This is a genomic window from Stenotrophomonas sp. Sm2128, from assembly GCF_030985535.1.
In the GTDB taxonomy this organism is placed as follows: Bacteria; Pseudomonadota; Gammaproteobacteria; order Xanthomonadales; family Xanthomonadaceae; genus Stenotrophomonas; species Stenotrophomonas maltophilia.
Window position 1 is genome coordinate 1 of the sequence record NZ_JAPTFQ010000097.1, and the last position, 15652, is coordinate 15652.

Annotated in this window: 13 protein-coding genes; 9 read left to right on the top strand and 4 right to left on the bottom strand. The window is 67.8% G+C overall.

The features are described from left to right. The first annotated feature begins 164 nt into the window (after positions 1–164). Genes O0K41_RS20035 through O0K41_RS20045 form a run of 3 tightly spaced genes read left to right on the top strand, consistent with a single transcriptional unit; the run spans position 165 to position 2563 of the window. Positions 165–1424 (top strand): histidine kinase, encoded by a 1260-nt coding sequence (locus O0K41_RS20035; protein ID WP_005407896.1) that lies wholly within the window; start codon positions 165–167, stop codon positions 1422–1424. Beyond that, positions 1414–2184 (top strand): LytTR family DNA-binding domain-containing protein, encoded by a 771-nt coding sequence (locus O0K41_RS20040; RefSeq protein WP_049449781.1) that lies wholly within the window; start codon positions 1414–1416, stop codon positions 2182–2184. Before O0K41_RS20035 ends, O0K41_RS20040 begins: the two co-directional genes overlap by 11 nt. A gap of 34 nt (positions 2185–2218) precedes the next feature. Beyond that, entirely contained in the window at positions 2219–2563 is a 345-nt protein-coding gene (locus tag O0K41_RS20045) for a hypothetical protein (protein WP_049449780.1), read from the top strand. Positions 2564–2602: 39 nt separating this feature from the next. On the opposite strand, the gene O0K41_RS20050 is transcribed toward O0K41_RS20045, so the two are convergent. Beyond that, the gene (locus O0K41_RS20050) at positions 2603–3217 is read right to left on the bottom strand and encodes a hypothetical protein (RefSeq protein ID WP_005407899.1); all 615 of its coding nucleotides are present in this window, start codon (positions 3215–3217) and stop codon (positions 2603–2605) included. A gap of 309 nt (positions 3218–3526) precedes the next feature. Here O0K41_RS20050 and O0K41_RS20055 point away from each other — a divergent pair, with 309 nt between their 5' ends. After that, on the top strand, positions 3527–4456 hold the full coding sequence (locus tag O0K41_RS20055; RefSeq protein ID WP_049449779.1) for an oxygenase MpaB family protein: 930 nt from the start codon (positions 3527–3529) through the stop codon (positions 4454–4456). Positions 4457–4634: 178 nt separating this feature from the next. On the opposite strand, the gene O0K41_RS20060 is transcribed toward O0K41_RS20055, so the two are convergent. After that, a complete protein-coding gene (locus O0K41_RS20060) occupies positions 4635–5222 on the bottom strand; it encodes a TetR family transcriptional regulator (protein WP_005407901.1) in 588 nt (195 codons plus the stop codon). A 133-nt stretch (positions 5223–5355) separates the two neighbouring features. Between O0K41_RS20060 and O0K41_RS20065 the strand changes: the two genes are divergently transcribed. Further along, positions 5356–6570 (top strand): MFS transporter, encoded by a 1215-nt coding sequence (locus O0K41_RS20065; RefSeq protein WP_099604741.1) that lies wholly within the window; start codon positions 5356–5358, stop codon positions 6568–6570. Further along, on the top strand, positions 6567–7739 hold the full coding sequence (locus O0K41_RS20070; protein ID WP_164222947.1) for an MFS transporter: 1173 nt from the start codon (positions 6567–6569) through the stop codon (positions 7737–7739). The genes O0K41_RS20065 and O0K41_RS20070 overlap by 4 nt, the downstream gene beginning before the upstream one ends. Before the next feature lie 150 nt (positions 7740–7889). Here O0K41_RS20070 and O0K41_RS20075 read toward each other — a convergent pair whose 3' ends face one another. Then, entirely contained in the window at positions 7890–10001 is a 2112-nt protein-coding gene (locus O0K41_RS20075; protein WP_088435535.1) for a M13 family metallopeptidase, read from the bottom strand. Between the two features lie 176 nt (positions 10002–10177). On the opposite strand from O0K41_RS20075, the gene O0K41_RS20080 reads away from it, so the two are divergent. After that, positions 10178–13240: an EAL domain-containing protein gene (locus O0K41_RS20080; RefSeq protein WP_049449774.1), complete on the top strand. Its 3063-nt coding sequence runs from the start codon at positions 10178–10180 to the stop codon at positions 13238–13240. A 94-nt stretch (positions 13241–13334) separates the two neighbouring features. On the opposite strand, the gene O0K41_RS20085 is transcribed toward O0K41_RS20080, so the two are convergent. Then, positions 13335–14216 carry a LysR family transcriptional regulator gene (locus O0K41_RS20085; RefSeq protein WP_005412119.1) on the bottom strand — a complete coding sequence of 294 codons (882 nt, stop codon included), beginning with the start codon at positions 14214–14216 and terminating at the stop codon, positions 13335–13337. 96 nt (positions 14217–14312) lie between these two features. On the opposite strand from O0K41_RS20085, the gene O0K41_RS20090 reads away from it, so the two are divergent. Both O0K41_RS20090 and O0K41_RS20095 read left to right on the top strand, forming a co-directional pair. Further along, a complete protein-coding gene (locus tag O0K41_RS20090; RefSeq protein ID WP_005412120.1) occupies positions 14313–14723 on the top strand; it encodes a DoxX family protein in 411 nt (136 codons plus the stop codon). 31 nt (positions 14724–14754) lie between these two features. Beyond that, positions 14755–15543 (top strand): class III extradiol ring-cleavage dioxygenase, encoded by a 789-nt coding sequence (locus O0K41_RS20095; RefSeq protein WP_005407908.1) that lies wholly within the window; start codon positions 14755–14757, stop codon positions 15541–15543. The last annotated feature ends 109 nt before the right edge of the window (positions 15544–15652 follow it).

A 15652-nucleotide genomic window follows, 5' to 3' on the forward strand; every position in this document is an offset into this window, starting at 1 on the left:
GGCCGGCATCCCTGTGATGCATGCGGAGATGGTGGGGAGCCGGCCAGCGGCCGGCACTACCAGATGGCTTTCCATCCCCACTTTTCCGGCCTTCGTCGCAGCCCGCTTGTTTGCCCGGCGGGCCGCCCTATGCTCGGCTCACCCCCTTCCTCCAAGGCGCCGCCGTGTTCGCCAGCCTCTCTCTCCTGATCCGCCACCTGCTGGCCTGGGCCGCCGCGCTGGTTGTCGCCGGCATGGTCTGGAGCGGCATCTTCAGCGGCATGAACGATGGCCCGGGCTGGGTGTTCGGCCTGCTGGCGATGTTCCTGATGATCTCCGCGCTGGGCAGCGCGATCACCCATGTGCGCCGGGTCTGGCTGGTGGCCGGCCGATTGGATTCGACCACGTTGTCCGGGCGCCAGCGCCGCCAGGTGGAACTGCCGATGGATGCCGGCCAGGCCTATGCCGTGGTGGAAGCGGCGATTGCCGAACTTCCGCGCGTGGAAGATGTGGAAAGCTCGGCCGGCAGCCTGCAGGTGCGCGCCTACGTGCGCCGGGTCGACCTCTGGAATGGCCGCCAGCCCTCGCGCTGGAACCTGCCGGCGCGGCTGGCGATCAAGCGCAACAGCGTGCTGGCGACGGTCACGCCGGGGCAGGGCACCAGTACCGTCACTCTGCTGTTCGAACCGGATGCCGGCTGGTGGGCCGATCTGCTGGCGCTGGATGAGGGCAGCAACTTCGAGAACGCCGAAGCGGTCACCCGCGCGATCAGCCGCCGCGTGGCCGACCAGCGCCGCGATGAGCAGGCCGCCGCCGAACAGACCCAGGTGGAAAAGGAACTGTCGGTCGCGCGCTTGAACCTGCTGCATGCGCAGGTGGAGCCGCACTTCCTGTACAACACGCTGGCCAATGCGCAGGTGTTGACCCGCACCGACCCGGCACGTGCCGAGCAGATGCTCGGCCACCTTATCCAGTACCTGCGCAGCTCGTTGCCGCAGGTGGACGAGTCGGTGTCGACACTGGGCGTGGAGCTGGAACGCACGCGCGCCTACCTGGAGATCCTGCGTATCCGCATGGGCGCACGGTTGGCGGTGGAAGTGCAGGTACCGAATGAGCTGCATGGCGTGCACCTGCCGGCGATGGCACTGCAGACGCTGGTGGAGAACGCGATCAAGCACGGCCTGGAACCCAAGCCCGGCGGTGGCACGATCTGGATCCTGGCGCGTGGCTTCGATGACCATGTGACCGTGACCGTCGCCGACGACGGGCTCGGCTTCGGCCAGGGCACCAGCGGCACCGGCATCGGCCTGAAGAACCTGCGCGAACGCCTGCGCCTGACCTGTGGCGAGCAGGCCGGCGTGGCGATCGTTGCCAACTTCCCCAGCGGTGTGGCCGCGACCATGACCTTGCCGCAGACACACAAGGAGCGCAGCCATGCCGCTTGAAGCCCTCATTGCCGAAGACGAGGAACTGCTGCGGCAGTCACTGGTGGAACAGCTGCACCGGTTGTGGCCGGAGCTGAAGCTGGTGGCCGAGTGCGAGGACGGCGCCAGTGCGCTGGAGCAGCTGGCCGAGACGCAGCCGGACATCGCGTTCCTCGACATCCGCATGCCCGGCATCAGTGGCATCGAAGTTGCGCGCTCGCTGTCCGAGCTGAGCCCGCGCACCCAGGTGGTGTTCGTCACCGCCTATGACCAGTACGCCATCGACGCGTTCGAGCAGGGCGCGATGGATTACCTGCTGAAGCCGGTCAGTGACGAACGCCTGCTGGCGACGCGTGAGCGCATCCTGTCGCGGCTGCCATCGACGCGCCAGGATGACGCCGTGCTTGAACGCCTGCTGCAGCGGCTGGGTCCATCGCAGGGTGCTGCCGAGCGCCCGCCGCTGGCCTGGATCACCGCCAGCAACGGCCGCGAGACGCAGCTGATCATGCTGGAAGATGTCGCCTACTTCCGTGCCGACAACAAGTACACCACCGTGGTCACCGCTGCCGGCGAGAGCCTGTTGCGCACACCATTGCGCGAACTGCTGGAAGTACTCGACCCGCAGCACTTCCGCCAGATCCACCGCTCGACCATCGTCAACATGAAGGCGGTGGCGGCGGTCAGCCGCGACGATACCGGGCGCGGCGTGCTGCGGCTGCGGGGTCGGACGGAAACACTGGTGGTCAGCCAACCATTCATGAGCCTGTTCCGCGGCATGTAGCCGCACCGCACCTTTCCGCTACCAGGAGCATTGCATGCGTCCTTTCCTGCTTGCAGGCCTCGCTGCACTGGCGCTTGCCGGTTGCCAGAAGTCCACCGAAACCGCGATCACCCGCACCACTGCCAATGGCGTGGACACGCTGTACAGCAAGCGCACGATAGTGGACGGCGTGGCGCGTTTTGAGTGCATGGCCAGCCGCAGCGGTCAGTGCCATTACCTGCTGCTGGACCCGGCCTGTCGTCCTGACGCCGCGTGTGCGAAAGCGCCGATACGGTCGTTTGCGTTGGCGGTCGGCACCACCCAGGAGTTCAGGGACCTGCCGAAGGGCTTCGCCCAGTGCGTCAGCGAGGATCGGAAAGAACAATGCCACCGTGAGTGATCACGGTGGCATTGTGGGTCCCCCCGCTTCCCTGAAGGGTCAGTAGGCAGGCTGCAGTGTCAGGTCGTGGTGGTGCTCGTTCTCGCCCACGTGGTTGAGGCGGCCGACCAGTTCGGAGTGCTGCTTCATGCGCCCGATCTCGGTCATGATGCGGATGTCCTCGTGGCGCAGCTCGCGCTTGGCGGTGACCGCCTGCTTGTAATCGAGCACTTCCGGGTAATGCTCCGCCAGTTCCAGGGCCTCGGCCACGTGCTCGACGCTGTCGGCCTTGGAGCTGATGCGTGCGCGACTGTTGAACGCCTTCATCCAGCGCTCGAAACCGGCCTGCTGATCGAACATGTTGGCCATGAACCAGATCACGAACAGGATCGAGACCCACGAGCCGAACACGACTACCACGCGGGTGAACGTGATATGGAAGTCGTCACGCCACAGGTAGTTGGCGATCAGGCCAAGAATCAGCAGCGAGGCTGCCTGCCAGCCGACGATCGAGGCGATCAGCCATTGGCACTTGGCCTGCGCCAGCACGGCTACTTCATCGCGGATCTGCTGCTCGCTGAGATTGCGCCAATGCGCAACCTGTTTATCGAACGGGCTGCTGTAGAGCTCGTTGTCGCGAAGCAGAATTCCCAAACCCTTGAACAAAGCAATCATGGCTGGCTCCTTGTGGAACGTGCGTCGATCAGCATTGGACGGTGTGGCGAGTCCAGTTCTAGCACTTCCAGCGAGCCGTGCAATGGGCGCAATGCCATGCCGCGTAAGGGCCTTCTCTGAATCGGTGAATGTTGCTGCATCGCAGCATCGAGGCCGGAGCCTGCGACAGGATGTCGCAGGGTGAAATGTGCTGCGGCCGCACATGAAACCGTGGCTGAGTGCGAAGACTCGCCGCCGGCGTCGTGATCGCCCAGAATCGGGGCCGACCGCGCAACTCGCGGCCACTCTTTCGCTTTTCCTGGACCTGTGATGCCGGCTCTGCTGCAGCGACTCTCCCGCCCCGTCACCGCGCCGATCCGGCGCTGGGTACTGGAGGCCTTCCCGCGTGGCCAGAGCGGCATCGATTACGACCAGCCGCTGGGTGACCCGGGCTGGTTTGGACCTGACAGCGTGACCTGGCGCCTGCACGCGGAGTTCCCCTCGATGCTGGCCGGGGGCCTGTGTGCGCTGATGCTGCAGACCCTGCATCCGCGCGCGCTGGCCGGGGTCTACGACCACTCCAATTTCCGTCAGGACCTGGTGGGTCGCCTGCGTCGCACCACCGCGTTTGTCGCCGGTACCAGCTATGCACCCAGCGGGGAGGTAGAGGCGCTGGTGGCCAAGGTGCGCCGCATCCATGCACTGATCCGCGGCCAGACCGCGCAGGGCGAGCCCTACGCGGCGGACGATCCACAACTGCTGACATGGGTGCACGTGACTGAGGCGTTTGGTTTCCTGCAGGGCTTTCGTCGCTACGGGCGCGAGGTGCCGGCGCACATCGCCGACCGCTACTACGACGAGTACCGCCACGTGGCCGAAGCACTGGGTGCGGTGGATGTGCCGCGCAGTGAAGCCGAGGTGGCAGCGTACTTCTGCGCGCGGCAACCGGAGCTGCGTGTGGACGAGCGCTCGCGTGAAGTGCTGGAGGTGTTGTCCGGCGTGCGCCTGCCGGTACCGGTGCCGGGGCTGTCGCGCGAGGTATTCCTTGGCGCCGGTGCGGCACTGCTGCCGGACTGGGCCGAAGGCATGCTTGAACGCAGCGGCCGCCAGCGTGCGCAGGCGGCCGCTTCAGCGAAGCTGATGCAGGGCATGGCGCCGCTGTTCCGCCGTGCGCTGCCCGATGGCCTCGCCAGCCGCGCCTGTGCGCGCATGGGCGTGCCGGTGTCGGTGCTGCGCGAGTGGCCCACCGTTCCCCGGTAGGTGCCAACCTTGGTTGGCACGCGCTGCGCGATAAAGCTTCATCCACGCATGGCGTGGATCTACTGATGCCATGGTTCTGGTTGGCACGCGTTGCGCGCGATGCCGCAGAAGGGCCAACCAAGGTTGGCCTCCACCAGAGCGGATGCCGCAGTAGATCCACGCCATGCGTGGATGGGCCTCACCCGGCCGACTTCAAGCCACGCAACAGCATTTCCAGCGCCGTCGTCGCCTGCCGCAGGCGCGCGTCGCCATCCTCGCCCTCTGCAATCCAGAACGCGGCCTCGGCCAGGCTACCGTAGATCAGCGATGCCAGCGCCTGCGCATCCACCGGCATCGCTACGCCCTGCGCGATCAACTGTTCGATCAGGCGCTGCATCGAGTGCACGCAGTGGCGCTGCGATTCCGGTGAGGCGCCACCCAACACCGCGCGCGCGTCACGCAGCACGATGCGCTGGATCTCCGGTTCCAGCGCCATCTCCAGATAGGCACGGCAGCGCTGTACGAAACCGTCCCAGGCATCATCCGCGCCATCGCTGATCGCCTGCAGGCGCAGGTCGGTCTCGGCATCGAGCTGGGCGACCACCGCGGCCAGCAGGCCCTTCTTGTCGCCGAAGTGGTGGTAGAGCGCACCCCGGGTCAGGCCGGCCTGGGCGGTCAGGTCATCCATCGAGGTGGCGGCATAGCCATGCTCGCTGAACACGCGGCGGGCGGTGGCCAGCAGGCTGGCACGGGTTTCTTCCATCTCGGCGCGGGTGCGACGGACCATCCGGAACTCCTTACATACGCAGTGCATGATTATTTACATGCGACGCGTATGAATGTAGGCTCTTATTCATACGCTCTGTATGTATTGTCGTGGCGCCGGTAGCGCCAGGCAAGCCGCTGCCTTGGAGATCCCGATGGCCACCCCCTACCGCGACCTGTTCGCCGCCCCTGGCACCGCCGGCCTCGCCCTGGCCGGCCTGCTGGCCCGCCTGCCGCTGCCGATGACCGGCATCGGCATCATCACACTGCTGTCGCAGCTGCGCGGCAGCTATGCCTTGGCCGGTGCGGTGTCTGCCACCTTCGTGCTGACCTATGCGCTGCTGTCGCCGCAGGTATCGCGCTGGGTCGACCGGCGCGGGCAGGGCAGGGTGCTGCCATGGGCTACTGCGGCCAGTGCGGCAGGGTTGCTGCTGCTGCTCGCGTGCACGCTGCTGGCTGCGCCAGACTGGGCGCTTTTCGTCGCCGCCATGCTGGCTGGATGCATGCCCAGCGTGTCCGCAATGGTGCGCGCACGCTGGACTGCGATCCATCGCGGTCGCCCGCAGCTGCAGACCGCGTATTCGCTGGAAACCGTGTTCGATGAGGTGACCTTCATCGTCGGTCCACCGTTGTCAGTGGGGCTGTCGGTGGCGGTATGGCCACAGGCCGGCGTACTGGCGGCCGCCCTGTTGCTGGTGGTCGGCGTCGCCGCATTGGTGCTGCAGCGGGGCACCGAGCCGCCGCTGCAGCAGCACGAAGGTGCAACTCCCTCGGGCTCGCTGCTCCGGCACACGGAGATCCGCCTGCTGGCGTTGCTGATGCTGGCGATGGGCGTGATTGTCGGTACGGTCGACATCACCAGCGTGGCCTTCGCCGAACAGCGGGGGCAGCCGCTTGCCGCCAGCGTGGTGCTGTCGGCCTATGCGCTGGGCAGCTGCGCGGCGGGCCTGCTGTTCGGGGCACTGAAGCTGCAGGCACCGTTGCGGCGCCTGTTGCTGGCCGGCGCAGTGGCCACCGCACTGACCACGTTGCCGCTGCCGTGGGTCGGCAGCCTGCCCGGGCTGGTCGTGGCGGTGCTGCTGGCCGGGGTGTTCTTCGCGCCGACGATGATCGTGGCGATGTCGCTGGTCGAACAACGCGTGCCCGAATCGCGCCTGACCGAGGGCATGACCTGGCTGCTGGCCGGATTGAACATCGGCGTGGCGCTGGGCGCGGCGCTGTCCGGGCAGAGCGTCGATGCGGGGGGCGTGCGTAGCGGCTTTGTCGTTGCACTGGTGGCAGGCGGGGGCGTGCTGCTGTTGGCCGTACTCGCGCGACGTGCCTTGCGCCCGTCTGCTGCATCCACCTCCCCTGAAGGGATCATCCCGTGAGCGCTTCATCGCCTGCGCATGCAGCGCCTGTGCATCGCCATCCGTGGTGGGCGGTTTCTGCGGTTGGCCTCGCCATCTTCTCGGTGGTCACCACCGAAATGCTGCCGGTGGGCCTGCTGACCCCTGTCGCCGAAGATCTCGGCGCGTCCACCGGCACCGCCGGCCTGATGATCTCGCTGCCGGCCCTGCTGGCGGCCCTGTTCGCACCGCTGGTGGTGATCGCAGCCGGCGGCATCGATCGTCGTCGCATCCTGTGCGTGCTGCTGGGGCTGCTGCTGGTCGCCAACGTTGCTTCGGCGCTGGCACCGGGCATCGGCTGGCTGCTGGCCGCGCGCGTGCTGGTGGGGTTCTGCATGGGCGGGATCTGGGCCATCGCTGGTGGGCTGGCAGCACGCTTGGTGCCGGCGCATCGCATCGGCATGGCCACCTCGATCATCTTCGGGGGCGTGGCCGCAGCATCGGTTCTGGGGGTGCCGCTGGGTGCACTGATCGGCGACGCCCTGGGCTGGCGCTTCGCGTTCGCAGCGATGGCGCTGTTCAGTGCGGCGGTGATGCTGCTGCATCTGTGGGTGGTTCCCGCGTTGCCGGTGGTGGCGTCGGTGCGCCCGGCGCAGTTCGTGCAGCTGCTCGGCCACCGTGGCCTGCAGCGCGGCCTATGCCTGACGCTGCTGCTGGTAGCGGGTCACTTCATTGCGTTCACCTATGTGCGCCCGTTGCTGACCCTGCGATCGGGCGTGGATGCCGCTTGGATCAGCGCGCTGCTGTTCGCCTATGGCATGGCGGGCATCGCGGGCAACTTCATCGCCGGACCACTGGCCGCTCGTCATCCGCGCGGAATGCTGCTGGCGATCTCTTGCGGCCTGCTGCTGACGCCGTTGTTGTTCCTGTGGCTGGGCGGCACACCCTCCGGCGGCATTGTGGTGCTGTTGCTGTGGGGCCTGGCCTATGGCGGCGTGTCGGTCGGCCTGATGAGCTGGATGATGAAGGCAGTGCCGCACGCGGTGGAGATCGCCACCGCGCTGTATGTCGGTGTGTTCAATATCGGCATCGCAATGGGCGCGTGGGGCGGTGGACGGCTGCTGGATGGCGTGGGCCTGCATGCGAATCTGTGGGTCGCGGCCGGGCTTGCCATGGTCGCCACGCTGGTGATTGCCACAACGCGCCGGTAGATCCACGCCATGCGTGGATGGCTTGTAGTCCTGTAGATCTGTAGATATGCCGACCAACGTCGGCATCCACCCGAGCGGGGCATTTGCCAACCAAGGTTGGCAGCTACCGGGAAATGAAACGGGCGCCTCGCGGCGCCCGTTCCGGTTACATCACCACACCTTGACCCGCTTGTCCGGGGCCAGGTACAGCTTCTGGCCTTCCTTTACTTCGAACGCCGGATACCAGGCGTCGATGTTGCGCACGGTGAGTGCGCGGAACTGGCCTGGCGCATGCACATCGGTCAGCAGCGAGTTGCGCAGCGCCTGCTCGCGGCTCTTGCTGCGCCACGCCTGGGCGAAGCCGAGGAAGAAGCGCTGGTCCGGCGTGAAGCCTTCCAGGGTCTGGCCCGGCTTGCCCTGCAGCGAAAGCTGGTAGGCATCGTAGGCAGTGCCCAGGCCGGCCACGTCGGCGATGTTCTCGCCCAGGGTCAGCTTGCCGTTCACATGCACGCCCGGGAACGGCTCGTAGCTGCTGAACTGCGCGGCCAGCGCATCACCGGCGGCGTTGAACTGCTTCAGGTCCTCGGCGGTCCACCAGTTGTGCAGCTTGCCGGTCTCGTCGAACAGCGCGCCGGCATTGTCGAAGCCGTGGCTGATCTCATGGCCGATCACCGCGCCGATCGCACCATAGTTCACCGCGTCGTCGGCGGCACCGTCGAAGAACGGCGGCTGCAGGATCGCGGCCGGGAACACCAGGCGGTTTTCCAGCGGCACGTTCATCGCATTGATGGTCTGCGGCAGCATCGCCCACTCGCTGTGGTCGACCGGCTTGCCCAGCTTGGCGATGTTGCGCTGGTATTCGAACAGCTCGGCGCGCTGTGCGTTGCCGAGCGCGTCATCGCGGCGGATCTCCAGGCCGGTGTAATCACGCCACTTCTCCGGGTAGCCCATCCCCACGGTCAGGCCGGCGACCTTGGCCTTGGCATGCGCCTTGGTCTGCGGCGACATCCACGACAGTGCGTCAATGCGCTTGGCGAAGGCGGCGATGATGTTCTTCGCCATTTCGTCCGCACGCTCCTTGGTCCTGGCGTCGAAGTGCTTCTCGACATAGCGCTTGCCGATGGCCTCGCCGACAGCGTGGTTGGCATCATCCACGGCGCGCTTCCAGCGGTCGCTCTGTTGCGGCGTGCCGCTCAGCGCGGTGCCATGGAAGGCGAAGCGGGCGTCGGCGAACTTCTTCGGCAGGTAGGCGGCGGCACGGTCCAGTGCGTGGAAGGCCAGGTAGTCCTTCCACACCTCCAGCGGCTCGGTGGCGACCAGCCTGGACAGGCCGGCCACGGCCTTGGGCTGCCACACGATGAAGTCCTGCTGCTCGCCCAGCGCGGCCGCATCAAGGAAGGCGTTCCAGTCCATGCCCGGTGCCTTGGCGTTGAAATCGGCCTGGGTCCACGGATTGGCACCCTTGGTCACGTCGTTGGTTTCTTCCTGGGTGGCATGCGCCTGCGCGATCTTCGTCTCCAGCGCAAGGATGCGCTGTGCCTTGCCGGCCGGGTCGGCCACGCCGGCCAGCTGCAGCATCTGCGCGATGTAGCCCTGGTACTGCTTGCGCAGTTCGGCCATGCGGCCGCCGCCCAGGTAGAAGTCGCGGTCGGGCATGCCCAGGCCGCCCTGCACGAGGTACGGCGCGGTGCGGTCCGGCTGCAGCATGTCGACCGAGACCCACAGGCCGAACAGGCGGTCGGTGTAGAAGTTGGTGGCATTGAGCAGGTCGACGTCGGCGCGCATGTCGCCGCCGAGGGCACGTGCCAGGCCAGCCTTGTCGGCGATGGTCTCGATGGCCTTCAGCTGCGGCTGCACCGGGGCGATGCCGTGCTGCTCGATGCCGGCTTCGTCCATGTAGGCAGCGTAGTAGTCGCCGATCAGCTTGTCGTCACCGCTGGCCTGCGCATTGCCGGCCGCACCCTCGAGGATGGCGCGGGTGTCGGCCAGGGTCTTTTCAGCGATGACGTTGAAGCTGCCGAAACGCGAACGGTCGGCCGGAATCTCGGTGTTCTTCACCCAGGTGCCGTTGGCGAAGCCGAAGAAGTCATCGCCGGCCGCGATGCTGCGGTCCATGCCGCTGGCATCGAAGCCGAAGCTGCCCAGCATCGGCTTGGCGGCAGCGGGTGCAGCCTCGGCGGGTTTGGCGGTGCCAGCGGCCGGATCGGCCGGACGGTCGCAGGCAGCCAGGGACAGGCTGGCAACGATGGCCAGTGCCAGGGTGGGACGGCGCAGCTTGGACATGGACTTCTCTTGCAGCGGAAAACCCCAAGTCTAATCCGCCGCAGCCCGGCTGGCCGTCCCTGTGGCTGGCCGGTCCTGTGCAGGATCTGGCTGAACGCGCCGAAGCGATCTTCACGCCGTCACCGGGGTGGTGCATGCTGGGCCCTGGAGCCCTGCGCGGACACGGGGAGGTGGCCATGCAGGACGGGGTCAGGCGTCAAGAATGGCGTCCGCCGGCCGTTGAGGTCGGGGATGTGGAGGATTCGTTCGCGCATGAAGCCAGCCGACTGCACAAGGAAGATCGACCGATGCCCGCGTTGAAGCGGGCGTTGGCCCGTCCGTTGCGCGCCATCACCTGGGGCGGCGTGCTGCTGGGCCTGTTGCTGGTGGCCGGATTGGCCACCATGCTGGCCAACGACCATCACCGCCGCCTGGAGGCGGCGCAGCGGCAGAGCCGTGCGCTGGCGGTGGGGAGCGAGCGCCTGCTGGCGCTGGAACTGCGCAATCTGGAGCGGGCGATGACCGGCATCGCCGGCGATGCCGGTGAGTTGTTCCGCAGCGTGCCGTCACAGGCCCCGGTACTGCTGGATGCGGCCATCGGTGGCGTGCTGCGCCGCCACGCTGAACTGCACAGCATCGTGGTGCTGGACCGCCACGGGCGCGCGCTGACCGGCGGGCGCGGCGACCTGCAGCTGCCGCTGTGGACCGACCCGCTGCGCCGGGGGCAGGGCAGTGCCCTGTACATCGGCCCGCCGCAGCGGGCCAGCGATGGCGACTGGGTGGTGCCGCTGGCACTGCCGATGGCCGGTGAACGCTGGCTGTTGGCGCGGCTGCGCTGTGGTGAACTGCAGCGCATCGCCGGCGGCCTGGATGTTGGTCCCAACGGGCTGGTCTCGATCACCGACGCCGAGGGTTACATGCTGGCGCGCGTGCCCGATCCGCATGGCACGGTCGGTCGCCGCTACGACCTGCCGCGGCGTGACCTGCTCGGCAAGCAGGCGGTGGTCGAGCTCGGCAGCCTGCCCGGCGTGGTCGATGGTGTGCCGCGCATCACGACCATCAGTACGCTCGACCGCAGCCCGCTGGCGGTGCAGATCGGCCTGGCCGATGAAGACGTGCTGGCACCCTGGTGGCCGTACCTGCAGGCATCGGTGGCGATCGTGCTGGCCTACATCGTGGTGCTGCTGGTGCTGCTGTATGCGGTGCGCCGCAGTACCCGCAGCCAGCAGGCGATGGCCGAGGAACTGAAGGCGGGCCATGCCGAGCTGCGTCTGGCCCATCAGGTCGGGCGTGTCTGCACGTGGTACGTGGATGAGGACGCCGCGCTGCTGCGCTGGTCCCCCCTGGCGCGCGAGATCTTCGGCGTGCAGACCGATGCGCTGCCGGTAGCCGACTTCTTCGCTCGCGTGCATCGCGATGATGCCGCGCGCCTGCAGCAGGCTTTCGACCAGGCCTTTGCCGGCGGCGCAGTGCTCGACCAGGTGTTCCGCCTGGTGCTGCCCGGTGGTGAAGTGCGCTGGGTGGGCGCGCGCGGACAGCGGGTGGAGGTGGCCGACAGCGAACGACGCATGATCGGCGCGTTGACCGACCTGAGCGAACGCTACCAGGCGCGCGAGCAGATGAGCGAAGTGGAACGCCGCTTCCGCCTGCTGTTCGACCGCAACCCGGCGCCATTCTGGGTGTTCGACCCGGACACGCTGCGCTTCATCGAGGTCAATGACGCGGCGGTGCGCCAGTACGGCTACAGCCGCGAGGAGTTCCTGGCGATGAGCATCCTCGACATCCGCCCGCGCGAAGGCTGGGACGAGGTGCGTGGTGCCATCCAGCGCGCGCAGGTGGGCGATCCCCCCGACGCAACCGTGCGCCTGCACCGGCGCAAGGACGGCAGTGTGTTCGAGGTGCGCGCACACCTGTCCAAACTCGATTTCGACGGACAGCCCGCGTGCCTGGTGCTGGCCGAGGATGTGAGCGAACGGCTGGCCTACGAGCGCGACCTGGCCTACCAGGCACGGCACAACCCGGCCACCGGCCTGCTCAACGTGCGTGCATTGACCGACCAGCTGGATGAGCAGGGCGAGGGCTATACCATCGCCTTCGTGCAACTGCGCGGACTGCAGCTGGTGGCCGATACGCTGGGCCGTGAGATCGGTGATGCCGTGCTGCAGTCGATGGCGACCCGCCTGGGCGGGTTGGGCGCACGCTGCGGCACGCTGGCGTTCCAGCCGGCGGAGGACTTCGTGTTCGCCATCGGTTCGGAGCACGATACCCAGCGCGTGCTGGACGACCTGCTGCAGATCGTGTCGGCGCCGATGCGTGGCAAGGATTCACTGCACCAGTTCGAGCCGCGCATCGGCGTGGCGGTGCATGTGGCCGGTGACGGCCACAGCGCCGAACAGGTGATCGGCATGGCCGCGCAGGCGGCGCACGCGGCGCGTGCCGAGGGCAACGTGGTGGTCTGGTTCGACGCAGCGGTGACCACGCGGCTGGCCGACCGGTTGCGCCTGGCCGGGCGCATCCATGCGGCCATCGACAACGAGTTCCAGCTGTACTTCCAGCCGATCCGGCATGCCAGCGATGGCAGCCCGGCGGCATTGGAGGCATTGCTGCGCTGGCCGCAGGCTGATGGCAGCTTCATTCCGCCCAATGAGTTCATCCAGTTGTGCGAGGACACCGGGCTGATCCTGGCACTTGGCCGCTGGGTGATCCGAGCGGCAGCGAAGGCGCAGCGGCGGTTGGTCGAGGCCGGGTGGGGCGAGCTGCCGATTGCGGTCAACGTCTCGGCCGTGCAGTTCTTCAACAGCGACCTGGTGGCCGAGTTCACCCGCGCCCAGCAGGAGTTCGGGTTGGCGCGGGGTGCGCTGCATGTGGAACTGACCGAGAGCAGCCTGATGCGCAAGCCGGGGCAGGCGATGCAGACCATGCAGCGCCTGCACGAGCAGGGCATCAGCGTGTCGCTGGATGACTTCGGCACCGGCTATTCCAGCATGTCCTACCTGCAGCACCTGCCGCTGGACATCCTGAAGATCGACCGCAGCTTCGTGGCGGACGTGGAAACCAATCCACGCAACGCCTCGATCTGCCGCGCACTGCTGTCGCTGGGCCACAGCATGGGCCTGACCATCATCGCCGAAGGCGTGGAGACGCCGGGACAGCTGGACTGGCTGGCTGCGCACGGCTGTGACCAGGTGCAGGGCTACCTGCTGGGACGGCCGGCACCGCTGGAACGGATCATCGACGCGCTGGATGAGGTCGCCGCCTAAGTGGTAGTGCCGGCCGCTGGCCGGCATTCGCCCAGGACCGGGAGGTGTCTGATTGCCGGCCAGCGGCCGGCACTACCGCAAACGCCAGGCTCGGCTACACCCCGGCCTCCACCAGGTGGTCGATGAAGCTGCGCACCTTCGGTGCCAGGTGGCTGCGGCTGGTGTAGACCGCGAAGATGCCGATCGGCGCGGCTTCCCACTCGGGCAGGACGCGCACCAGACGGCCATCGGCCAGTGCGTCTTCCAGCAGGAAGTCGGGCTGCAGGATCACGCCCATGCCGGCGATCGCCGCTTCGCGCAGCACGTCGCCGTTGTTGGCGTGCAGCAGGCTGCTTACCGCCACCTTCACTTCACCGCCGGGTCCCTGCAGCGGCCAGTGATCACCGGCGGCCCAGTAGCTGTAGCTCAGGCATGCGTGTGCCTGCAGCTCCTGCGGGGTCTGCGGCGTGCCGTGTGCGGCCAGGTAGGCCGGCGCGGCGCACAGGCTCACCCGCGATTCGCCCAGGCGGCGCGCGATCAGCGTGGGACCGGGCTCGCGGGTGATGCGGATGGCCACGTCGTAGCCTTCCTCGACCATGTCCACCAGTCGGTCGGACAGCGCCAGGTCCAGCTCCACCTGCGGGAAGCGCTGGCGATAACTGGCCAGCAGCGGACCGAGGCGGGCAATGCCCCAGCTCACCGGTGCGTTGATGCGCAGCGTGCCCGAAGGCTCCAGCGCCTGCGCGCCGATACTGGCCTCCAGCGCGTCGAATTCGGCCAGCAGGCGCACGCACTGGGCGTAGTAGGCGGCGCCGGCACTGGTCGGGCTGACCCGGCGCGTGGTGCGGTGGAGCAGGCGGGTGGACAGGCGCTTTTCCAGCGCCGCGACCTGGCGCGTGACGCCGGCGGTGGACATGTCCAGGGCCTGGGCGGCGGCACTGAAGCCGTTGCGCTCGACCACCGCCACGAACACGCGCATCGCTTCCAGGGTGTCCATTGTTGCGCCTTATGAAATAAATACGGTCAAACGATCGTATTTATCGTCCCGTGAAGGCGCAATAACCTGTGTCCACTCCCTTCAAGGTGCTTTCCGATGCACACCACCGCTGCTCCTGTTTCGCCGCTGGCGCCGTATGGCGCCACCCTGCTGCGCCTGGCTCTGGGCGTGCTGTTCCTGGTCCACGCACTGACCAAGCTGCTGGTGTTCACCCCGGCCGGTACGGCGGCGTTCTTCGAGTCTCTGGGCCTGCCCGGTGTGCTCGGCTACCTCACCATCGGCGTCGAGCTGGTGATCACCGTCGCGCTGCTGCTGGGCATCTACGCACGCTGGGTGGGCCTGGTCGGCGTGCCGCTGCTGCTGGGCACCATCGTCACCGTGCACGGCGCCAACGGCTTCGGTTTCGCCAATGCCGGCGGCGGCTGGGAATACCCGGCGTTCTGGGCATTGGCGCTGGTGGTGCTGTTCCTGCTCGGCGATGGCAAGTGGACCCTGCGTTCGCGCTGATCGCCGCCTGATCCTGCAACTGGAGAATTCCATGTCCCGCCTGCCTTCGCTGTACATCTCCCATGGTTCGCCGATGACTGCCCTGCAGCCGGGCCAGGTTGGCGTGCGCCTGGCCGAGCTGGCGCGCGATCTGCCGACGCCGCGCGCCATCGTGATGGCTTCGGCGCACTGGCTGGGCCGGCAGCCGCTGGTTGGCGCGCATCCACAGCCGCCGACCATCCACGACTTCGGTGGCTTCCCGCGCGCGCTGTTCGAACTGCAGTACCCGGCACCGGGTGATCCGGCACTGGCCGAAGAAGTGGCCGGCCGCATCGCCGCCGCAGGCCTGCCAGTGGCCATCGACCCGCAGCGTGGCCTCGACCACGGCGCGTGGGTACCGCTGCGGCTGTTGCGCCCTCAGGCGGACATCCCGGTGGTGCCGGTGTCGATCCAGCCGCTGCTCGGCCCCGAGCATCAGTTCGCGCTGGGCCGTGCGCTGGCGCCGCTGCGCGAACAGGGCGTGCTGCTGGTCGGCTCCGGCAGCATCACCCACAACCTGCACGACTGGGGCGACTACCAGGACGGCAAGGAAGCGCCGTACGTGCGGCCCTTCATCGAATGGGTGGAGCAGCGCCTGGCCGCTGATGACCGCCAGGCCCTGCTGGATTACCGCCGGCAGGCGCCGTTCGCCGAACGCGCGCACCCGACCGACGAGCACCTGCTGCCGCTGTTCTTTGCAATGGGCGCGGCCGGCGAGGGTGGTTTCGGCGCACGCCGCATCGATGCCGGCATCGATGCCGGCTTTCTTGCCATGGATCTGTACCGCTTCGACGGGGCATGAGCCGGGGCTGACGCGCGGCGGCCCCGGCCGTGGGGGGGCGGGGCGGCGGGGGGGTGGTTTTTTGTGGGTGTGGGGGCGGGGGGCCCCCCACCCCCCCCCCCCCCCCCCC